This is a genomic window from Paenibacillus baimaensis (assembly GCF_025567575.1).
The window spans coordinates 779,585-800,851 of sequence record NZ_JAOQIO010000007.1 but is presented as its reverse complement, the minus strand read 5'-3'; the positions used below and the strand labels follow the sequence as shown (position 1 = coordinate 800,851).

Genomic DNA, 21,267 nt, shown 5'->3' with positions numbered 1-21,267 from the left:
TGCTTTTTTTACTATTTGAAATCTAGATATGAATACGTTAGAGGTTGTGAATGAAGCATGGATTTATTTTCATTAGCAGAGGAGAAAAGCCCGGCAGGGAAGCTGCTCGCAGATCGGATGCGACCGGTTACGCTGGATGAATATATTGGTCAGGAACAGATCGTCGGTCCGGGTAAGCTGCTGCGTCGGGCTATAGAAGCAGATCAGGTATCATCCATACTGTTATACGGCCCACCAGGAACAGGAAAGACAACGCTTGCGAACATTATTTCGCATGCTACACAAGGCACTTTTATCAAATTGAATGCGGTGGATGCTACTGTCAAAGATGTACGTGAGGTCATTGAACAAGCCAAAGACAATAAGACGCTGTACGGTCGTAAAACCATTTTGTTTCTGGATGAGGTGCATCGCTTCAATACGTCACGTCAGGATGCGCTGCTTCCTGCTGTCGAGCAGGGTATTATCGTGCTTATTGGGGCTACGACCGAGAATCCATTTCATCATGTGAATGGCGCACTCTTGTCAAGATCCACGCTGTTTGAGCTGCAGGCCTTAACTCAAGAGCACTCGCTTGTGGCGCTGCACCGAGCGCTTACTGACCGAGAGCGCGGCCTTGGCTCGCTGCCTATCGCAGCTACGGAGGAAGCGCTTGCGCATATTGCTCGCATGGCTGGGGGCGATATTCGCCGCGCACTTAATGCGCTTGAGCTTGCTGCGCTAACGACTCCGCCGGATAGGAGCGGAGCGGTACACATTACGCTGGAGGTGGCAGAGGAGTCGATACGGCGTCCTACCGTCAAAGCAGATGAATCGACTCAGTATGATGTGCTCTCAGCCTTCCACAAGAGCATCCGCGGCTCCAGTGACGCAGCGCTGTTCTGGTTCCTCTATGCGGTAGAGAAGCTGGGCATGGATCCGATGACCTTTCTGCGCCGTCTGATAGTAGCGAGCAGTGAGGATATAGGTTTGGCTAATCCACAGGCGATGCTGCAATCCGTAACGGCGATGGATGCCTATCATAAGATCGGCTGGCCGGAATCGAAATATGTGATTGCTCAAGCCATTTTGTTTGCTGTTGAAAGTCCCAAATCCAATGCGATTCCACTCGCTATTGGCAAAGTCATGGGAGCCTTTGAGCTTCTGGGCGCAGCCGAGGTACCGCTGCATTTACGTGATGCGCATTATAAAGGTTCGGAGAAGCTTGGGCATGTTGGTTATCAATATCCTCATAACTTTCCAGGGCACTATGTGGACCAGCAGTATTTACCGGACAAGCTCAAAGAGCAAACCTTCTACGAGGCAACCGAACAGGGCATGGAGGATAAAATAAGGCTTAATCAAGAGCGCAGAAACGGGCAAAAGCAGCGAAAATCGCGATAATGGGTCAGGCTGGCCCATTTTAGCCTCATTTAAGGCTAATTCTCGGTATAAGTTTAACTGATCAAGCTTTTTGACTGTTTTGTTTAACTTTTAAGCATAGCCCACGGTTTGACTGTATAGTTTAATCATATATAATTTAATTATAGAGTTATATTATGCTCGTAAAAGAATGACGAAGGCTTCTTAATTAAGCATCGAAACATTTTTTTGCATACTATACCAATATTTATGTTGATAAGCTCTCACATATATCAGTTTCAAATGTCTCAAAAAATTGTGAATTTAGGGGAGGTGTACCTATTCATCTCGAACGAGGAGAATAGGAAATTAATTGAGTAGTGACCCATTACCGATACTTTGGAATTTAAGTTTAGTTTTGCTTTTGGTATTCTTAAACGGCTTTTTTGTGGCAGCAGAGTTTGCTTTGGTCAAGGTTCGTCATAGCCGCATTGATGTGCTGGTTAAGGAAGGTAACCGCAATGCCAAGTTTGCTCAAATCATCATGAGAAACCTTAACGGATACTTATCAGCCTGCCAATTGGGAATTACGCTTGCTTCCCTGGGGCTTGGTTGGATTGGTGAACCAGCAATAGCTAAACTGCTCCAACCGGTGTTGCAGCCGCTGCAAATCCCTGAAACGATCCAGCATACGATTTCGTTTATTATTGCTTTTACGATCATCACCTCTTTTCATATCACACTGGGAGAACAATTCCCCAAGACCTATGCGATTCGCATGCCAGAGAAAATTACGCTGATGGCTGCGGGCCCGATGATTCTGTTTTACAAAATCATGTTTCCATTTATTTGGTTTCTTAATGGTACTTCCAACTGGATGCTGCGCAAATCTGGAATAGAGCCTACAGACGAGCATGAGACAGCTCATACGGAACAGGAAATTCGCGGCTTGATGAAAGAAAGCAATAAAAGCGGACTCATTGATAATGCTGAATTAACTTTAATGGACAATATTTTTGAATTTTCGGAAACCAATGCCCGTGAAATTATGATTCCTCGTACTGAAATGATATGTTTGTACGCTAATCTATCCTACGAGGAAAATCGACAAATTGCTGTTACGGAAATGCACACCCGTTATCCGGTCTGTGATCCAGACAAAGATAATGTCATTGGGTTTGTGCATATCAAGGATTTGTTGAAGTCAGACCGAGGTATTGGCAATATCAAAAAAATTATTCGTCCGATCACCAAAGTTCCCGAGTCGATGCAAATCAGTGCGCTGCTTAAGCTGATGCAAAAAAGAAAAACGCAAATGGCGCTGCTCATTGATGAGTATGGCGGCACATCGGGATTAGTCACTTTTGAGGATATTATAGAAGAAATTGTCGGCGAGGTTCAGGATGAATTTGATGAAGAGCGTCCGCAGATCGAAAAGCGTGATGATTCAACACATTCCATTGACGGGCGGATGCTGATTGAAGAAGTAAATAGTTATTTTGGTGTAGAAATCGAATCTGATGACTACGACACTATAGGTGGCTGGATTTATGCACAGGTAGAAATGCCTCCCAAAAGAAGCCAACGGATCGATTACAATAATGAATATGAATTTGTGATTGATGAAACCGATCATTTACGAATCTCGCGAATTTTGGTCATTAAACGCAGTGAGCAAGATGAACAAGAGGTTACGCTCCCAATGAGCATGTAAAAAAAAGCGGATATCCACCTGCAGCATGTACTCTTACAAAGAGTGGCTGCAGCGGATAGTCCGCTTTTTTGTGTGTTGTGAAGTTCTTAGCTGAATTGAGGAAAGGTTAAGTTATAACCGTATCGATAATAGCACCGCCAAGACAAAGCTCGCCATCATAAAATACGACCGATTGGCCTGGTGTGACCGCCTTTTGCGGTTTGTCAAAAATAACCTCGCACGTACGTTCCTTCTCGTTAAAAGTGACGCTAACCCCTTGATCAGGCTGCCGATAACGGAACTTGGCTGTACAGCGGTATTCCTGTTGAGGCAGCGTTCCGCTGATCCAATTTAGATCTGTTGCTCTCAGTCCCAAGGAATAAAGGCTTGGATGCTGCTCACCCTGCACAACATACAAAACATTAGTTTCCAGGTTTTTGCCTGATACAAACCAAGGCTCTCCACTGCCGGAGCCGCCACCGATACCAAGACCCTGCCGCTGTCCTAAAGTGTAGTACATCAATCCGTCATGGCGTCCTTTGACTTCCCCCTCCAAGGTCTGCATATCACCAGGCTTGGCCGGCAAATAGCCGCTTAGAAATTCCTTAAAGTCCCGTTCCCCGATAAAGCACACACCTGTGCTGTCCTTCTTCTTCGCAGTTGCAAGACCTGCCCGCTCCGCTATGGCTCTCACTTCCGGCTTCGGTAGATGTCCGATCGGGAACATAGCCTTGGACAATTGGTATTGATTAAGTGCGTTCAAAAAATACGTTTGATCCTTGTTGCCGTCAACACCCCGTCGTAAGCGGTATATACCATCCTGCTGGTCTACTTGCGCATAGTGTCCGGTTGCAATGTAGTCTGCACCAAGCTCAAGCGCTTTGTTCAGAAACTCCCCGAATTTAATTTCACGGTTGCACATCACATCCGGATTCGGTGTCCTGCCCTTGCGATACTCATCCAGAAAGTATTGAAATACCTTATCCATGTATTGTTTCTCAAAATTTACCGTATAATAGGGAATGCCGATTTGGTCGCATACTCTGCGGACATCCTCGGAATCTTCTTCAGCGGTGCAGTGGCCCCACTCGTCTGTGTCATCCCAATTTTTCATAAAAACACCGATAACTTCGTATCCTTGCTCCTTTAAAAGCAGAGCTGATACGGAGGAATCGACACCGCCGGACATACCGAGAACGACTCGTGTTTGCTTATTCATTATGGATTTTCTCTCCTTGCTGCTTTACGTTTATCTTGTATTATACATGGGTTATACTGAATAATAAATATTTCATCAATATGACACGGTTTTTCTCCCAAAATACAAGGATTTATGATACCATATATACGATACCAACATGTATTGAAATGTAAATGAGGTGCTTGACTTGAAAATTTCTACCAAAGGCCGATATGGTTTAACAATTATGATGGAACTGGCGTCCAGGTACGGAGAAGGACCCACCTCATTAAAAAGTATTGCCGAAAAGCATCAGCTTTCCGAGCACTATTTGGAGCAATTGGTAGCCCCTTTGCGTAATGCAGGTTTAGTTAAAAGTATTCGAGGAGCCTATGGAGGCTATATTTTGTCCAAGCTGGCAGAAGATATTTCTGCGGGCGATGTGATTCGGGTACTGGAAGGACCGATCAGCCCTGTTGATTTCACAGAAGAGGATGATCCAGCCAAACGCGACCTGTGGGTACGCATCCGGGATAGCATCGCAACAGTGCTTGATTCCACCACATTGAAGGATTTAATCAGCTTCAAGGGTGAAGGCGTCAGCGATAGCTACATGTTCTATATTTAATTCAGATGAAGATAATGGAGTTATCATGACGATCTATTTGGACCATGCAGCAACAACCCCGGTTCATCCCGAGGTTCTCGAAACCATGCTGCCCATTTACACACATTACTATGGAAATGCCTCCAGTACGCATAGTGCCGGTAGAGAAGCACGTTCTGTTGTTCAACGATCAAGAGATTCGATAGCTTCTTTACTTGGCTGTGCGGCTTCACAGCTTGTTTTTACAAGCGGAGGTACCGAAAGCAATAACATGTCTATATTAGGTGCAACTGCTGCGCGCTCATCTTTGGGCAAGCATATTATAACGGTACAGACTGAACATCATGCTGTATTGCATACATGCCAGTATCTAGAAAAGCTGGGCTTTGAGGTAACCTATTTGCCTGTGGATACGAATGGTCAGATCGAATGGAATCAGCTTGTACAGGCGATTCGATCCGATACTATTTTGATCAGTGTGATGTATGGCAATAACGAAGTGGGAACGATTCAACCGATTGTTGAGATTGGGGAACTGGCCAGAAGTAAAGGGATCTGGTTCCACGTCGATGCTGTTCAGGCTTTGGGAGCCATGGAGCTTAGTCTGAATAGTCTTCCTATAGATTTAATGAGCTTTTCTGCGCACAAAATTCAGGGACCCAAAGGAATCGGAGCCCTTTATATAGCTAAACAAATTCAGCTAGAGCCGATTTTGCATGGTGGCGCTCAAGAAAGAAAGCGGCGTGCAGGCACCGAGAATGTACCGGGAATTGCAGGTTTTGCAAAAGCATTACAAATTTTTATCGATCATAGGTATGAAATGCAACAAAAGATGGAAAAACTACGTATAGAGATGATAACGAGGCTGCAAGAGCAATTGGGAACAGAGCAAGTGGTAGTCAACGGTCACCCGACAGCGCGTTTGCCGCATATACTCAACCTCAGTTTTCCTGGTATTTCATCCGAAACGATGCTGATGAACCTTGATATGGAGGGAATCGCTGCTGCCAGCGGATCTGCTTGTACTTCGGGATCATTGGAAGTATCACATGTGCTTCAAGCTATGAAGCTATCTGAGCAGGTAACCGCATCAGCTGTCCGACTCAGCTTCGGATCCAGCAGCAGTTTGCAAGATATTATGACTTGCACAGAGAAAATTGTAACCATTGTAACCCGTATACGTAATAATTATTAGTAAGAGATGTTTCATTCATTTGCAGCTATTGCATCGGGAGGATACAGCGCTTGAAAAAAGCTCGTGATGTGATAGGATTACCGATCCTTTGTGTACAAACAGGTAAACAAGTCGGTACAGTCAAGGATCTATTGCTAGATGAAGCTTGGCAGATTGAGCTCGTACTTCTGGAGAACAGGCATTGGTTTTCAGTATCAAGCTGTGTTGCCTGGAAGGATGTTATTGCACTGGGTGAAGATGCTATAACCATTCATAACGAAGAGGCTGTCATCCCGTTGGATGCTCAGGATCAAGTGTACATCTCGCTCTTGAATGGGGACCACAAGGTGAAGGGAATGCCTGTTGTAACCGTCAATGGTCAGCATTTGGGTATTGTGGATGATGTTTATCTGGACCCCGAGCTGGGTAAAAAAGTAATAGGCTATGAATTGACCGAAGGTTTTATTTCCGATCTGAAAGAGGGGCGCAAATGGCTGCCCTTACCGGATTCTGTAACAATGGGTGAGGATGCAATTATAGTCCCCGTTCACTGTAATGAATGGTTGACTGAAATAGTCAAATCAAATGAGGAATAGGGTGATACCAAATGTTACGTTGTCCGAATTGTAATTCGAAGGATATTGGCAAAATAGGCTCGCATCAGTTTTATTGCTGGGGCTGCTTTATTGAACTTAGTGTGAACGGAGAGAAAATGTCCGTATATCAAGTTGAAGAAGACGGTACTTTAAGCTCTCTCGATGATCTGTTTTTTGAAGAGGAAATGCCGCATATTCATGCAAACTGATAAATTATCGAATCAGATGTATGTCGAATCGCATTCGCCCTAACCGCTTGAATCATGCAGCGGCTGGAAGCGAATGCGATTTTTTTGTGTTATCCAAGGGGATTAAGATGCAGGGTTGTACATATACTTATAGAAGTTGAGCGATTTGGACAAGAATGGCTTGGACATGGAACTGAGGTGGTGAGAACGCATGAATCATTTTTACAAAAGCAGAGTATTTTCAATTATGATACATATACTGCTGGGTCTGCTGATCCTGCTGGTTTTATTGAAAATTCGTCCGATCTGGCTCGGAATTTATCATTTTCTGCTTGAGATCCTGGCTCCTTTTATTATCGCAATGATCATATCGTATGTATTGAATCCTGTTGTATCCCTGCTTAACGCACGCAAGGTGCCGAGGACGGTGGCTGTTCTACTGATTTATGCGGTTTTCATCGTGTCCACAACGGTTATACTGATGAACTTGATACCGATGTTCATTAACCAATTGAATGAATTTAATGAGCATATTCCACAGCTGGAAATGAAGGCTCAAGGCGTTGTCGATACGATGAACAATATGCAATTTGTACCGGACACTATCCGGACTGGCATCAATCAATCTCTGATGAAGCTGGAAAACGGCGTATCGCATGCCATATCGAAGTATATTGACGGAATTGGCAGTACGATCAATATGATATTCATTGCTTTTATCGTACCTTTTTTGGCTTTCTACATGCTCAAGGATTTTCAACTGATAGAAAAAACCGTACTGGCTACGGTACCTAAAGCAAAGCGCAAACAGGTTTACAAGCTGCTGATGGATATTGATACGGCTCTCGGTAATTATATTCGCGGACAGTTTTTAGTATGTGTGATTATTGGAATACTGGCGTATCTGGGTTATTGGCTGGTGGGAATGCCGTACGCGCTGCTGTTGGCTTGTCTGGTTGCCGTGTTTAATATTATCCCTTATCTGGGCCCTTTCTTTGGGGCGGCCCCCGCTCTTATAATGGCCTCGACCATTTCCTTTAAGATGGTGCTGATGGTCGCTGTAGTGAATGCAGTCTGTCAAATTCTCGAAGGCAATGTCATTTCGCCTCAGGTAGTAGGTCGCTCGTTAAAAATGCATCCGCTCCTGATTATATTTGCTCTGCTTGCGGGTGGAGAGATAGCGGGTGTGATCGGCTTGATTCTGGCGGTTCCGTTGTTTGCTGTCATCAAGGTAATTGTTCAGCATGTTTTCCAATATTATGTACATCGGAGAACAACGTAAACAAGAAGATTGAATTGTTCTCCAGGCGCATCTTCCTAATCCGCTGCTTGGCCGGCTTGTTGACATTCCTTTCAAGAAACGTATATAATCGTATACAAGTATATAACTGAAAGCGTTGATGAAATCAAGTAAACCATAGTCCATTATCCAGAGAATAGGTTATAGCCCATTGCTGCTTGCACGAGGCTAGCTGAGAGAACCTTACTAATGAAGGATGGTTGAAAGCTCATTTCGGAGTGCGGAACAAATCCGCCGGATGGACTCGTTACAAGTCTTGTTCAAGGAGATTGTACAGCAGGCTTGCGTCTTAATTGACAGCTGTGCAGTAACCAGGGTGGTACCGCGATCAATTCGTCCCTGTTAGCAGGGGCGTTTTTCTGTTTAAAAGGGGTTTTGGGGAGTGGAATCGGAGTTTAGTTGGGCTGGGCGGCAAAGTTCAAGAGCAGGGAATTTGTGCAAATGCTAATGTCCCCTGCGTGCGCAAGGGATGTGCCTTCGGCCACTGTTGAACCTGGATGATCTTGATTAGACGAAGTGGTAATCATCCATGTTCAAAGGCGGCACGTAAACTCTACGGCACAATCCCTTGCTCCCTCCGGGACCCATTTGCACAAATTCCTTCCTGCGGAAGAACTTTACCTGCTTCGCTTGGGGCAAAACTCCTACTCCATCCCCAATAGGGGTGGAGTAGTGAACCCCACGCTGCGCGAAGCTTCCCGTACCGCAAAACTCAAGCACCGACCTGAGCGTGTCCCGCAGGGACGATGCGGCTCCAGAACACAACAGCTGCACCAAGCGCACGTACTTGAACTTGTACTCACGCACTTGCTCAAGCACCAAAGTCAAGCGTGTCCCGTAGGGACGAAAGCGACCCGAGCACACGCATGAACTCAAAAGGCATAGCACCACAGTCGAGCGTGTCCCTGAGGGACATAGCGGCCCGAGAACAACGCAGTCCGCCACGCTCCCACGGGAGTCCAGAGGGCAAAGCCCTTTGGGGCCCTCCCTATAGGGAGGGTTTGGGAGGGTAAAAAAACCACCGGAGGTATTTAATATGAAAGCCAGTGAAATCCGTTCCAAATGGCTCGCATTTTTTGAAAGTAAAGGACACCGCATTGAACCGAGTGCGCCGCTCGTTCCGCACAACGATCCATCCTTACTGTGGATTAATGCAGGGATGGCACCGCTCAAGGCTTATTTTGACGGACGTATTGTTCCTGAGAATCCGCGGATTGCCAATTCACAAAAATGTATTCGTACCAATGACATTGAAAATGTCGGCAAAACACGCCGTCATCATACTTTCTTTGAGATGCTCGGTAACTTTTCAATCGGTGACTATTTTAAAGAAGAGGTTATTACCTGGGCATGGGAATTTTTGACGAGTCCGGAATGGATCGGCTTTGATCCGGAACGTTTGTCGGTGACGGTGTACCCTGAGGATACCGAAGCTTTTGAATTTTGGAACAAAAAAATTGGACTTCCGGAAGAACGGATCTATAAGCTTGAAGAAAACTTTTGGGATATTGGCGAAGGACCTTGCGGACCTTGTACCGAAATTTTTTATGACCGTGGCGATGCGTATGGGGATTTGAGTGATCCGGAATGCTGGCCAGGCGGAGAAAATGAACGTTTCCTTGAAGTATGGAATCTGGTGTTTTCCCAGTTCAACCATAACAAGGATGGCAGCTACACGCCATTGCCTAATAAAAACATCGATACAGGAGCAGGTCTGGAGCGTTTTGCTTCGATATTGCAAAATGTGGACTCCAACTTTGATACGGATTTGTTCATGCCGATTATTGAGCAAACCGCCAAGCTTGCGGGTGTGAAGTACCATGTGAATACAGAAACCGATGTAGCGTTAAAGGTTATTGCCGATCATATCCGTACGGTTGCCTTTTCGGTAGGTGACGGCGTGCTTCCTTCCAATGAAGGGCGCGGCTATGTCATTCGTCGTTTACTGCGTCGTGCCGTACGTTACGGGAAAGTAATCGGTCTCGATAAACCGTTCCTGCACACGCTGACCCCCATTGTTGGTGAAATCATGGGGATGTACTATACGGAAGTTGTCGACAAACGTGAGTTTATCGAGAAGGTGATTCGCACCGAAGAGGAGCGTTTCCATGAAACCTTATCCGATGGTTTGGCTATACTTGCTGAATTAACGGAAAAAGCCAGCTCCGAGGGCAAAACACAGATCAGCGGCGCGGATGCTTTCAAGCTGTATGACACGTACGGTTTCCCTTTCGATTTAACAGAGGATTTTTCCTCGGAAAAAGGTTTGACGGTAGATCGTGAAGGGTTTGACAGCTCAATGCAGGAGCAGCGTAATCGTGCCCGGGCAGCTCGCCAGGATTCGGACAGTATGAAGGTACAGGGCGGACCACTTGCTGAGCTGACGGTTAAAAGTGAGTTTGTTGGTTATACTGAATTGGTAACTACTGCTAAAGTGATTGCTGTGGTGCATGAGAATCAATTTGTTGATTTGGTCGGTTTGGGCGAGACGTGTCAGGTGGTGCTGGATGTCACTCCTTTCTACGCTGAGAGCGGTGGACAGGTGAGCGATCACGGCTATCTTGCTTCAGGGGATGTCCGTTTAAAAGTAGTAGATGTCAGCAAAGCACCGCATGGTCAGCATGTGCATACTGTTGTAGTTGAATCGGGTGTGCTGCGTAAGGGTGATACCGTTCAGGCGGCGGTCAGTGAAGAAATGCGCGAGGACATTATCAAAAATCATACGGCCACTCATTTGCTGCATAAAGCTTTGAAAGATGTGCTGGGTGAGCACGTGAATCAGGCTGGCTCATCGGTAGCTCCAGAGAGATTGCGTTTTGACTTCTCGCATTTCGGCAGCATTACTGCTGAAGAGCTGCAGGATGTCGAAAAACGGGTTAACCAGCAAATCTGGAAAAGCACGCAGGTTTCGATTACACTTAAACCAATTGCTGATGCAAAAGCAATGGGTGCGATGGCTTTATTTGGTGAGAAATATGGCGATGTTGTCCGTGTTGTTCAAGTAGGCAGCTACAGTCTGGAGTTGTGCGGAGGCTGTCATGTGGCCAACACTAGCCAGATTGGTCTGTTCAAAATCGTCAGTGAATCAGGGATCGGCTCCGGAGTTCGCCGGATTGAAGCCGTGACTGGCCGTAATGCTTATATGTATATAGATCAACAGCTGCAGCTGCTGCGTGATTCGTCAGGACTGCTGAAATCCAACATTCAAGAGGTTCCCAAACGAATCGAGGGCTTGTTTGTTCAACTGAAGGAATTGGCAAGAGAGAATGAATCCCTGAAGTCGAAGCTTGGCAAAATCGAGGCTGGCTCTTTAACGGACCAGTTGAAAACCATTGCAGGAGTACCCGTGCTGGCCGCGCAGGTCAATGCCGGGGATATGGATTCACTTCGCAGTATTGTGGATCAAATGAAGGTTAAGCTTGGTTCAGCAATCATCGTGTTGGGTGCGATTGCGGATGACAAAGTGAATCTGGTAGCAGCCGTAACACCGGACCTTGTGGCTCAAGGCTTTCATGCCGGTAAGCTGATCAAGGAAACAGCTGCAATTGTTGGCGGCAGCGGTGGTGGCCGTCCCGATATGGCACAAGCAGGAGGCAAGGATGCTTCCCAATTGTCGGCGGCATTGGAGCAGGTAGGACATTTTGTAGAAAATCAAGCGATGCTGAAAAAATAAATTTGCACTGTCAAGAGGAATCTTTCGACAAATAGCGAATATCTAAGAAGGTAACGTGTTTTGTAAGTTACTATTCATCATTTTTGTTTCTAGGGGGTGTAGGGATGAGCTCGATGGATAAAACGATGAAGTTCAATGTGAAAGCGGAAGAAATCGAAACATCACCCAAGGAAGTTATATTGGCGGTATATGACGCACTGCAGGAAAAAGGCTATAATCCGATTAATCAAATTGTAGGCTACCTTTTATCCGGCGACCCGGCTTATATTCCACGCCATAATAACGCTAGGAGCATCATTCGCAAGCGCGAACGTGACGAGTTGATTGAAGAGCTGGTCAGATCGTATTTGCAGCAGCATAAATCATAAGATGCAGGGCAGGAATTTTAAGATATTACTTGATTGCCTGCCGTTGGGAGTTTAGCATAAGATGGAACGTTTGATGGGTTTGGATTACGGAGACAAAACGATCGGTATCGCCCTTAGTGACGAATTGGGCTGGACAGCTCAAGGTCTTGAGGTCATCCGGAGAACAAGCTCAGAGAAAGATATGGCAAGACTTCGTGAATTGATTGCGCAGTACAACGTTCACGGACTTGTCGTAGGCTTGCCCAAGAATATGAACAATACCATAGGTCCTCGTGCAGAGCTGTGTATCGCTTTTGCCGAGTCCCTGCGAGAAATTTTCGCATTGCCCGTACATCTATGGGATGAGCGGTTGACAACGGCCTCTGCACAGCGTGTGCTGATTGATGCTGATGTCAGCCGCAAGAAAAGAAAGCAAGTCATCGATAAGATGGCAGCTGCGCTCATTTTGCAAAATTATATGGATTCCAATACGAAGAGGTGATTGGCGTGACTAAAGAAGAACAACTTCAAGAAGAAGAACCGGAAATTATTTATATCCCGGATGAAGAAGGTAATGAAGAAGAGTTTGAAGTCATTATGAAGTTCGAGGTTGACGGTTCCGATAAAAAGTACATGATGGTTGTGCCGGTCGACGCGGAAGAGGAATCCGATGAGGTGTATGCTTTCCGTTATGAAGAAGACGGAGACGACCTGCAGTTGTTTACGATCGATAACGAAGAAGAATGGAATATTGTCGAAGAGACCTTTAATACATTGATGGATGAGGATGTCGAAGAGGAAGAAGAAGACTCCAATTAATTGAAACGACAACAGGAGGCGTTCTTTTTGTTCACATTAAAGGATGTAAAATTAATAAGTCAGTTGCGCAGCACCTACGGAGATGATATTATTTTGTATGATGATAATGAACAATCCGTTGTTTACAAGCTGCTTACTGAATTTCAGCTGGGTGATCAAGGCTATGCGGTTGTGAAGCAGGATCAGCCTGTTATCGGAGAACCTGAGGTTTTCCGGGTTACAACAGGCCCAGATGGAGAGCTTGAGCTGGAAACCATAGATGATGATGACGAATGGGAAAACGTGACTGAGCTGTATGATGAGATGACGTTTTCTGAGGATAGTGCGTTGTAAACAAGATGTTGGTTTCAAACGGAGTGAGCGGAGACAATCCGCTCTTTTTCGTTGTTTATGCGTACTTGGTCGAAAGGAGTAGTAGTGGCACCGTTTAGTAGAGTAAAGAAGATTGTAGTAACCTTAATTGTGATAGTTTTAATAGTAGTCGTAGTAGCTTCTGTAGGCACGACTTTATATGTGAAGGAAGCCTTACAGCCTGTTCCTGAATCCTCTAAACCGCAAACGATTATGATCCCACCAGGTATGAGCCCGATCTCCATTGCTGAGCTGTTGGAACGTAAAGGTTTGATTCGCAGTGCACGAATCTTTACTTATTATTTGAAATATGTTCAGCAGGGTAGTAAATTTCAGGCAGGCGAATATGAAATGCTTCCCGGCATGACCAACGATGCCATTATTGATACTTTAAATAAAGGTTTAACAGTTAAAGAGCAGGGGATCAAGCTTACCGTACCCGAGGGCTACACCGTAAGGCAGATCGCGGATAAGGTTCAACAGCAATTTGGAATCGATCCGGCATTATTCATAGAGAAGGCACAGCAGGAGAGTCACTTTACGGCCCAAGTATTCACGAAAATGGCAAATCAAGCACAGCTGAAAAGCAGGCTGGAGGGGTATTTGTTTCCTGAGACTTACGAATGGAGCAAAGACATTAAAGTGGAGGACATGCTCAATAATATGATGCTGGAGCTCGACAAGAAGCTGGAGCAGCTTCCGGACAACTGGCAGCAAGCGATGGCGGACCGTGGACAAAGCTTTCATGAGATGCTGACCATTGCTTCGTTGATCGAACGTGAGGCTGTATTGGATGAAGAGCGTCCTCTCGTCAGCGGCGTCATTCATAATCGATTGCGCAAGAAGATGGAGCTGCAAATCGATGCCACTGTTCAATACTTGTTTGATAAGCCGAAGGATCGATTATTTGAAAAGGATTTGCAAACGGAAAGTCTGTATAACACTTATTTGCACAAAGGCTTGCCACCTGGTCCTATTGCGAGCCCAAGTCTTTCGTCGATTAAAGCGGCGATATACCCGGCAGACAACAACTACCTGTATTATGTCACGAAAAAGGATGGCACCAAAGCGCATTACTTTGGGGAAAACTTTGATCAGCACCAAAAAAATATAGCGGTCAGCAAGAAAAACGAAAGTACGCTTAAAAAGTAATTTTTTTATTGAAGGGTGAGAGTACAATGAAAAAACCAGAACTGTACATTTCTGCCGGAACAGCAGAAGAAGCACGGCGTTATGTAGAGGCCGGAGCCGATGCGGTATCGGTCGGTGAGCACCGTTATGGCATGCGGTTATCTGGCGAGGTCATGCTGGACGAGTTAAGTAATTTAATTCCCTGGTGCCATGAGCGTGGTGCCAAGGTATATGTGATGGTTAACAAAATTATCGATAACGAGATGCTTGCGCAGCTTCCGGATTATTTACAACGTGTGCAGCAGCTGCAGGCCGATGCGGTTGTATTCGGCGATCCAGCAGTATTAATAGCAATGCGCCAGGCTGCACCGGGTTTGCCGCTGCATTGGAATGCCGAAATGACTTCCACGAATTATGAAACAGCCAATTATTGGGGCTCCAAGGGATCGAAGCGGGTCGTCTTGGCCCGGGAACTGAATATGGATGAAACCCTTGAAATAAAAAGCAAGCTGCCGCACATGGAAGTACAGGTGCAGGTGCACGGGATTACGAATATATACCATTCCAAACGCAGCCTGGTAACCAATTACGAGGACCATCAGGGACGCGAACAAGGCGCATCCAAGGGGCTTGAGGATGGACTGTTTCTGATCGAACAGGAACGTAAGGATGAGCGTTATCCGCTGTACGAGGACGAGAATGGTACGCATATTATGAGCTCTGATGATATTTGTATGCTTGAAAACCTGCATGAGCTGATTGAAGGTCATATCGATAGCTTGAAGATTGAAGGCTTATTAAAGTCACCTGAATACAACGAAGCTGTAATCAAAGGGTATCGCCTGGCGATTGATACCTTCTGCTCTGACCCGGAAAACTACGTATTCGAAGAACAATGGCTGGATGCAATTCGTGAGCTGCAGGACCCAAGACGTGAGCTGACGTTCGGCTTTTTCTTTAAAGAGCAAGTGTATTAAACTAGAATTGGATAGGTAAAAGGAGTGATCGTGATGACGATGATACAGCAGCAGCTTCTTGGCAAGCGAGTACGTCTGGATAAACCGGAGCTACTGGCCCCGGCTGGTAATCTGGAAAAGCTGAAATTTGCTGTCCATTATGGAGCTGACGCCGTCTATATTGGGGGCCAGCAGTATGGACTGCGTTCCAATGCGGATAATTTTTCATTCGATGAGATGCGCGAAGGTGTGGAATTTGCAGAACGTTACGGGGCCAAAGTATTCGTTGCTACGAATATTTATGCCCATAATGAAGATATCGAAGGGTTGGAGACCTATTTACGAGGTATTCAGGATGCTGGTGTAGCAGCGATTATTGTCGCGGACCCGGTTATTATTGAAACCTGTAAGCGGGTTGCTCCCAAGCTTGAAATTCATTTGAGTACCCAGCAATCTACGATGAACTGGCAGGCTGTGCAATTTTGGAAGGAAGAAGGCGTGGATCGTGTTGTGCTCGCGCGTGAAGCGAGTATGCAGGAAATTGAAGATATCAAGAAAAACGTCCATGTGGAGATTGAGGTTTTCGTTCATGGCGCGATGTGCAGCTCCTATTCAGGGCGCTGTGTCTTATCCAACCATTTTACCGACCGTGATTCTAACCGTGGTGGCTGCTCGCAATCCTGTAGATGGAAATATGATTTGTTTACAACGGAGCAGGATCAGCAGATCGGGATTAAGGAGCTTCCTTTATTTCAGGCCGAGGACGACGCCTTTTCGATGAGCTCCAAGGACTTATCGATGATCGAGCATATTCCTGAGCTGGTACGCTCGGGTGTAGATAGCTTCAAAATCGAAGGCCGGATGAAAAGCGTTCACTATGTGGCTACAGTCGTTAATGCATACCGTCAAGCGATCGATGCATATTTTGCTGATCCTGAACATTATGAGATGAAGCCCGAATGGCTTTACGAAATCCAGAAGGCTGCCAATCGGCCTTTGAATACTGGATTTTTCTATGAGCACCCGGATCATGAAGACCATATTTTTGAGCCGGAGGATAAAGCAGCGCCTTATGATTTTGTAGGTGTAGTCACAGCTTATGATGCGGACAGCGGCATAGCTACCGTTCAGCAGCGTAATCATTTTAAGCCGGGTCAAGAGATTGAATTTTTTGGACCTACGGGAACCTTTTTCAAGCAAAACGTTCCTGCTATCTATGATGAATCGGGGCAAGAGCTCGATGCAGCGCGGCACCCTCTCCAATCGATCCGGATGAAGCTGGATCAGCCCGTTCAACCTATGGATATGATGCGTAAAAGAATGCGCAAAGCATAAAAACGGATAAAAGAAGCCTCTAACTCTTGAGGCTTTTTTTGTCTAGGGTCATAATACCCATGGACAGTAATGGAAAAAAGTAATATGATCCAAATGGTCGAAAAAAATGCAAAAATCGCCAAAAAATTTAAAAATGAAGCGTTTGGACTATTTTATTTCCAATGAAAGCGATTTATAAAAAGGAATTACAAAAACGATGTCGAATATCATTTCTAATGTTATTATGTCATCACTATTGTGCAGAAGAAACTATATCAGATTAGGTGGTGGTTCCTTTGAAAGGAATACTGTCTGTGCTCAACGAATGGACAGCAAAAATCGGCAATTTCTTTAAAAATCTTATGTCAAAAAATGAATCCAACAAAGGAGCTTCGAGTTCACAGCATATGAAAAATTCGATGAGTGGTCTTCGTTTGGAAAATCCAATTAAATCCGTCGGCATGAAATTATTTTTAATTTTTCTCGTGAGCATTCTCTTTTTCGTATTGACAGTAGGATTCACGTCGTACAACATTTCCAAAGGTGTGATTCAGAAAAAGGTAGCAGATGCTTCTGAGCAGACGATCATTCAGGCAGGTCAAAAGCTGGATATCATGTACACGGTCTATGAGGATCTGTCGATGCAAATTTTGTTGGACGACGAGATGAAAAGGCTGCTTGTTGACTCGGAAGCCGTTAATAAAGGAAGCTATGATTATTTGCAAATGCGCCAAAAAATCAGCGATAAATTAAACGTGTATACATACTCGAACAAAACGATTAAAGCTTTGCATTTATTTCGTCCTACAGGTGAGCCTATCGCCGCTTCGGGAGGCTCTACAAGCAAAGAAACTTTGATTCAGGAACCGTGGTTCAAAAAGATTACGGATGACAACGGTCGTGCCTCCTGGATCGAAACTAGAACCTCAGGCTTTGTAGATACATCCTCAGGAAGCAACACGGCGGCCTTTGCTCTTGGACGTGTATTGAAAAATACTTCCACCAACAGCACACAAGCGGTTCTGCTTATGGAAATTAACGTAGATGCTGTAGGAAAAGAATTAGCTGATATTCAAATGGGTGAAGGCGGACAAACCATTATTATTACCCCTGAAATGAATATAGCTTATGCTACTGATAAAGCTGCTATTGGCAAGCCGACCGTTTTGGATATCACTCCTGATATTCTGAAGGATGAAGCGCGCAGCGCGATGAATGGTAAAAAGGACTTGCAGCTGGTGTACTATAAATCGGCCAAAACAGGGTGGTACCTGCTGGGTGCAATGCCAATTGCTGAGCTTGTTAAGGATGCCAAGGCTATTTCCAATGTTACATGGATTATGGCACTCGTAGCAGCATTGATTGCTGTAGGTATCGGGATTCTGGTAGCCAAAATGATTGGAAAGCCTGTGATTATGCTTCGTAACCTGATGAAAGAAGGAGAACAGGGGAATCTGACTGTTCGGATGAATGTTCAATCACAGGATGAGATCGGCCAATTGGGTCATAGCTTTAATCAGATGATGGAGAAAATTACCGTACTGGTTCAGCAAACCAATCGTTCGGCTCAAGAAGTATTAGAGACTGCAACCGAGTTATCGGATGCGTCCAAGAAAACGGCTACTTCCGCTAAGGAAATTGCGATTGCCACAGAAGAAATAGCCGGAGGAGCTTCAAGCTTGGCGGTTGAATCGGAACGTGGTAATGAGTTGACACATAGCATCGGCATGCAAATGAAAGCTGTCGTCAATTCCAATATTGTCATGGGTACAGCTGCAACAGACGTTCAGAAATCCAGTGAACAAGGTATTCAATACATGTCCGAGTTGATTCTGAAAACGAATGCTACCGAAGAAATGACCAGGAATATGGTTGAAAAAGTCGATAATCTGAAAGAAAGCACGCGCTCCATCCGTAAAATTCTTGAAGTATTGAGCAATGTCTCCAAGCAAACTAATATATTGTCCCTTAACGCAACTATCGAAGCTGCCCGTGCGGGTGCTGCCGGTAAAGGTTTCATGGTTGTTGCTGACGAAATTCGCAAGCTTGCTGATCAATCTCGTCAATCGATTGCAATCGTTGGACAAATAACCGAGACGATTCAAAAGGAAATTGATGAAACGGTCAAAGCTTTATCCAATGCGTACCCGATTTTTCAGGAACAGATCTTGTCTGTAAAAGAAGCTGATTTGATCTTTAAGGAAGTACAGAGTCATATGGGCGGATTTATTGGACAGCTATCCGAGGTAACAGAATCAATCAGCCAGCTTGATGCGTCCCAATTGGTTCTTAATGACGCGATGACTAATGTTAGCGCGGTTGCTGAGGAATCCTCGGCAACATCACAGGAAGTCGCATCACTCAGCTCCGAGCAGTTGAACATTAGCTCCGGTTTGGTTCGTTTGTCAGACAAGCTTGAGCAGTTATCCAACTCGCTGCAAGAATCTCTTTCCAAATTTGATGTTTAATTAAGCTGATGATGGCATGCAGCAAAAAACCTCCAACCACTTAAAAATGGTTTGGAGGTTTTTCTCATTTCTGTACCGTAAAGGCAGCGTGATAATAATCGCACGTTTCCTGCAAGCCTTGCCGTAAAGTATAAACGGGTTCCCATCCCAGATACTGCTTGGCTGCCGTGTTATCCAATCGACTGTGAAGAATATCGCCAGCACGTGGCGATTCGAATTTAGGTGAATAAGGAGTATCACACAGCTCACACATCAACTGGAGCAGCTCGACAACAGTCGTTTGAACGTTCCAGCTGATATTGTAAATGCCCCGGCTCCCATGTGTCAAAGCTGCCATATTGGCTCTAACGATATCTTTTACGTAGATGAAGTCTCTCGTCTGATCCCCATCTCCGAAAATTAACGGCTGCTGCTTCTGCAGCAGCTTGTCCACGAATATGGATACGACCCCACCTTCACCTTTGGGATCCTGACGAATGCCATAAACATTCGCATAGCGTAGGATCGTGTAATCCAACCCGAATAAAGAGGAGAAAGCTTCAATATAATGCTCAGGCGTGTGCTTCGAGATACCATAAAATGAAAGTGGTTTTAGGGAGTGACGTTCATCAACACCCAAATATTCAGGTGTACCATAAACGGCTGCCGATGAAGCATAGATCAGCTTTCTCACGCCATGATTACGGCATTGCTCGAGAATAGCTATAGTGCCCAGGATATTAATCTTGGCATCAAGGAGAGGCTGCTTGAGAGAGGTCTGTACATCGATTTGCGCGGCGTGATGAATGACAATTTCTGGATGTATCGCTTCAAATAGTTGAGAGAGCTGTTCGTCCAATATATCAGCCTGATAGAAGGATGCCTGGGGGTTAATGTTACTTGTTTTGCCTGTAGAGAGGTTATCGAGTATATGTACGTGGTGTCCGTCCTCAATTAGCTGATCTACAATGTGAGAAGCAATGAAGCCTGCGCCTCCTGTTACAAGAACATTCATGAGTAAACCTCCAATGATAAATTAGAAGAAATTTCTAATAGAAGCTACAGAAACTACTTTAACAGAGGTACTGTCCAAGATGCATTGTCAATCCAGGTACGGTTGCTGAACTCCCGCCCTTTGATAACGACCTGGTGCGGATACACTTTAATATACATGCCTTGAGCAAGTGATGACGTTTGTCCTGGCAATGTACTACGGGTACGACCAACAGATGCATTGTTAAACCAATGGAAGGGGGTTTTCCAGTTATAGTGATCCTCGCTCTCAAAGCTTCTGTGCGTATGTCCGGATATGACGAAAACATTTTTGTAGGGCTTCAAAATATCGGTAAACTCATTCGCGCGGATCAATTGATGAGTTCGTCCATCTGTCCCAAGAGCAGGCAGCGGTTGATGAATAAATACGAGTGATGGTTTACCGTCCTCATGAGACTTCATAATCTCGCGAAGCCAATCGAGTTGCTCGTCCGAGTACCAGGCTCCCTCGCCAACCTCAGGTCTTTCTTCTACATAAGCCTCCTGGGAGACCATAATCAAATGAACTCCGTTAATCCAGGCGTCGATATAAGGTTTATTCCCATAAGCCCCATAAGCGAGAAAATTCTGGAATCGGGCACGGGACATGGCATCTGTCTTGCCGTTAGGTACAGTTTCTGTTGAAAATTCACCCTTGGCCGTCAGCCAGACATCGTAATAATCATGATTGCCCATGTTGCCATAAATTTGTGGAAGCTCGTATTGATTCAAAATCTTTTTGAGTAACATATAATCGCTTAATCGTCCAAAATCAGTTAAATCCCCCCCAAGCACGATAGCATCGAGTTTCGTTTCCCAATTGGTAATATCTTGAAGTGCCAAGTGCAGTTTGTCTGACATGGATGATTCATTGATCGTGATATGTAGATCGCTAAGCACGAATAATGAAATTAAGGGTTCATTGGATACGGCTTCGATGAAGCCAGCGGTGGAATCTGCTGTTGTTTCTGCATTGACAAAAGGTAGGGAGCTTGCAGCTCCAGCAGATAAGAAACCTAAAGATAGTAAGCTTTTTTTGATAAAATTTCTGCGTGTTATCACAATCGTATCACCCAATCAGTCTAGGGCCTGTATGAAATCTGGTCTGACAGGTCACC

20 protein-coding genes are annotated in these 21,267 nt (G+C 45.2%); 16 read left to right on the top strand and 4 right to left on the bottom strand.

Translation table 11 applies throughout. The features are described from left to right. Positions 1–57 precede the first annotated feature (57 nt). Complete coding sequence (locus tag OB236_RS05115; RefSeq protein ID WP_262683045.1) at positions 58–1,383, top strand: replication-associated recombination protein A; 1,326 nt, start codon at positions 58–60, stop codon at positions 1,381–1,383. A gap of 331 nt (positions 1,384–1,714) precedes the next feature. Beyond that, complete coding sequence (locus tag OB236_RS05110; RefSeq protein ID WP_076231672.1) at positions 1,715–3,055, top strand: hemolysin family protein; 1,341 nt, start codon at positions 1,715–1,717, stop codon at positions 3,053–3,055. A 106-nt stretch (positions 3,056–3,161) separates the two neighbouring features. On the opposite strand, the gene mnmA is transcribed toward OB236_RS05110, so the two are convergent. Further along, positions 3,162–4,253, bottom strand: coding sequence for a tRNA 2-thiouridine(34) synthase MnmA (gene mnmA, locus OB236_RS05105; protein ID WP_262683044.1), 1,092 nt, complete (start codon positions 4,251–4,253; stop codon positions 3,162–3,164). Between the two features lie 169 nt (positions 4,254–4,422). Between mnmA and cymR the strand changes: the two genes are divergently transcribed. From cymR to OB236_RS05080, 5 genes are all read left to right on the top strand, one after another. Then, complete coding sequence (gene cymR / locus OB236_RS05100) at positions 4,423–4,842, top strand: cysteine metabolism transcriptional regulator CymR (protein ID WP_076231676.1); 420 nt, start codon at positions 4,423–4,425, stop codon at positions 4,840–4,842. Positions 4,843–4,867: 25 nt separating this feature from the next. Continuing rightward, the gene (locus tag OB236_RS05095) at positions 4,868–6,016 is read left to right on the top strand and encodes a cysteine desulfurase family protein (protein ID WP_408638409.1); all 1,149 of its coding nucleotides are present in this window, start codon (positions 4,868–4,870) and stop codon (positions 6,014–6,016) included. A gap of 50 nt (positions 6,017–6,066) precedes the next feature. Beyond that, a complete protein-coding gene (locus OB236_RS05090) occupies positions 6,067–6,591 on the top strand; it encodes a PRC-barrel domain-containing protein (RefSeq protein ID WP_262683043.1) in 525 nt (174 codons plus the stop codon). Between the two features lie 11 nt (positions 6,592–6,602). Then, positions 6,603–6,800: a hypothetical protein gene (locus OB236_RS05085; RefSeq protein WP_076231682.1), complete on the top strand. Its 198-nt coding sequence runs from the start codon at positions 6,603–6,605 to the stop codon at positions 6,798–6,800. A 190-nt stretch (positions 6,801–6,990) separates the two neighbouring features. Next, positions 6,991–8,061: an AI-2E family transporter gene (locus OB236_RS05080; protein WP_262683042.1), complete on the top strand. Its 1,071-nt coding sequence runs from the start codon at positions 6,991–6,993 to the stop codon at positions 8,059–8,061. 525 nt (positions 8,062–8,586) lie between these two features. Here OB236_RS05080 and OB236_RS05075 read toward each other — a convergent pair. Further along, positions 8,587–8,955, bottom strand: a complete 369-nt coding sequence (locus OB236_RS05075) for a hypothetical protein (protein ID WP_262683041.1) — start codon at positions 8,953–8,955, stop codon at positions 8,587–8,589. 160 nt (positions 8,956–9,115) lie between these two features. On the opposite strand from OB236_RS05075, the gene alaS reads away from it, so the two are divergent. The 9 genes from alaS to OB236_RS05030 all read left to right on the top strand — a co-directional run bounded on the left by alaS (position 9,116) and on the right by OB236_RS05030 (position 19,138). Then, positions 9,116–11,752, top strand: a complete 2,637-nt coding sequence (alaS, locus tag OB236_RS05070; RefSeq protein ID WP_262683040.1) for an alanine--tRNA ligase — start codon at positions 9,116–9,118, stop codon at positions 11,750–11,752. Between the two features lie 104 nt (positions 11,753–11,856). After that, the gene (locus OB236_RS05065) at positions 11,857–12,120 is read left to right on the top strand and encodes an IreB family regulatory phosphoprotein (RefSeq protein WP_076231688.1); all 264 of its coding nucleotides are present in this window, start codon (positions 11,857–11,859) and stop codon (positions 12,118–12,120) included. Positions 12,121–12,181: 61 nt separating this feature from the next. Continuing rightward, on the top strand, positions 12,182–12,601 hold the full coding sequence (gene ruvX / locus OB236_RS05060) for a Holliday junction resolvase RuvX (protein ID WP_076231690.1): 420 nt from the start codon (positions 12,182–12,184) through the stop codon (positions 12,599–12,601). 5 nt (positions 12,602–12,606) lie between these two features. After that, the gene (locus OB236_RS05055) at positions 12,607–12,918 is read left to right on the top strand and encodes a DUF1292 domain-containing protein (RefSeq protein WP_076231692.1); all 312 of its coding nucleotides are present in this window, start codon (positions 12,607–12,609) and stop codon (positions 12,916–12,918) included. A gap of 27 nt (positions 12,919–12,945) precedes the next feature. Then, positions 12,946–13,251 (top strand): DUF1292 domain-containing protein, encoded by a 306-nt coding sequence (locus OB236_RS05050; RefSeq protein WP_076231694.1) that lies wholly within the window; start codon positions 12,946–12,948, stop codon positions 13,249–13,251. An 84-nt stretch (positions 13,252–13,335) separates the two neighbouring features. Further along, positions 13,336–14,421 carry an endolytic transglycosylase MltG gene (gene mltG / locus OB236_RS05045; RefSeq protein WP_262683039.1) on the top strand — a complete coding sequence of 362 codons (1,086 nt, stop codon included), beginning with the start codon at positions 13,336–13,338 and terminating at the stop codon, positions 14,419–14,421. Positions 14,422–14,447: 26 nt separating this feature from the next. Further along, positions 14,448–15,377 (top strand): peptidase U32 family protein, encoded by a 930-nt coding sequence (locus OB236_RS05040; RefSeq protein WP_262683038.1) that lies wholly within the window; start codon positions 14,448–14,450, stop codon positions 15,375–15,377. A 33-nt stretch (positions 15,378–15,410) separates the two neighbouring features. After that, positions 15,411–16,691 (top strand): peptidase U32 family protein, encoded by a 1,281-nt coding sequence (locus OB236_RS05035; RefSeq protein WP_262683037.1) that lies wholly within the window; start codon positions 15,411–15,413, stop codon positions 16,689–16,691. 386 nt (positions 16,692–17,077) lie between these two features. Next, positions 17,078–19,138 carry a methyl-accepting chemotaxis protein gene (locus tag OB236_RS05030; RefSeq protein WP_372237357.1) on the top strand — a complete coding sequence of 687 codons (2,061 nt, stop codon included), beginning with the start codon at positions 17,078–17,080 and terminating at the stop codon, positions 19,136–19,138. Between the two features lie 64 nt (positions 19,139–19,202). Here the strand turns inward: OB236_RS05030 and OB236_RS05025 are convergent, their stop codons facing one another. Beyond that, positions 19,203–20,132 carry an NAD-dependent epimerase/dehydratase family protein gene (locus OB236_RS05025; protein WP_262683036.1) on the bottom strand — a complete coding sequence of 310 codons (930 nt, stop codon included), beginning with the start codon at positions 20,130–20,132 and terminating at the stop codon, positions 19,203–19,205. A 53-nt stretch (positions 20,133–20,185) separates the two neighbouring features. Next, on the bottom strand, positions 20,186–21,211 hold the full coding sequence (locus OB236_RS05020) for a metallophosphoesterase family protein (protein ID WP_262683035.1): 1,026 nt from the start codon (positions 21,209–21,211) through the stop codon (positions 20,186–20,188). Positions 21,212–21,267 lie beyond the last annotated feature (56 nt).

Bases quoted from the DNA above. Each gene is read 5' to 3' on its own strand.
- OB236_RS05115 (WP_262683045.1), top strand. From the start codon at position 58: ATGGATTTATTTTCATTAGCAGAGGAGAAAAGCCCGGCAGGGAAGCTG.
- mnmA (WP_262683044.1), bottom strand. From the start codon at position 4,253: ATGAATAAGCAAACACGAGTCGTTCTCGGTATGTCCGGCGGTGTCGAT.
- OB236_RS05095 (WP_408638409.1), top strand. From the start codon at position 4,868: ATGACGATCTATTTGGACCATGCAGCAACAACCCCGGTTCATCCCGAG.
- OB236_RS05085 (WP_076231682.1), top strand. From the start codon at position 6,603: ATGTTACGTTGTCCGAATTGTAATTCGAAGGATATTGGCAAAATAGGC.
- OB236_RS05080 (WP_262683042.1), top strand. From the start codon at position 6,991: ATGAATCATTTTTACAAAAGCAGAGTATTTTCAATTATGATACATATA.
- alaS (WP_262683040.1), top strand. From the start codon at position 9,116: ATGAAAGCCAGTGAAATCCGTTCCAAATGGCTCGCATTTTTTGAAAGT.
- OB236_RS05065 (WP_076231688.1), top strand. From the start codon at position 11,857: ATGAGCTCGATGGATAAAACGATGAAGTTCAATGTGAAAGCGGAAGAA.
- ruvX (WP_076231690.1), top strand. From the start codon at position 12,182: ATGGAACGTTTGATGGGTTTGGATTACGGAGACAAAACGATCGGTATC.
- OB236_RS05040 (WP_262683038.1), top strand. From the start codon at position 14,448: ATGAAAAAACCAGAACTGTACATTTCTGCCGGAACAGCAGAAGAAGCA.
- OB236_RS05035 (WP_262683037.1), top strand. From the start codon at position 15,411: ATGACGATGATACAGCAGCAGCTTCTTGGCAAGCGAGTACGTCTGGAT.
- OB236_RS05030 (WP_372237357.1), top strand. From the start codon at position 17,078: ATGAAAAATTCGATGAGTGGTCTTCGTTTGGAAAATCCAATTAAATCC.
- OB236_RS05025 (WP_262683036.1), bottom strand. From the start codon at position 20,132: ATGAATGTTCTTGTAACAGGAGGCGCAGGCTTCATTGCTTCTCACATT.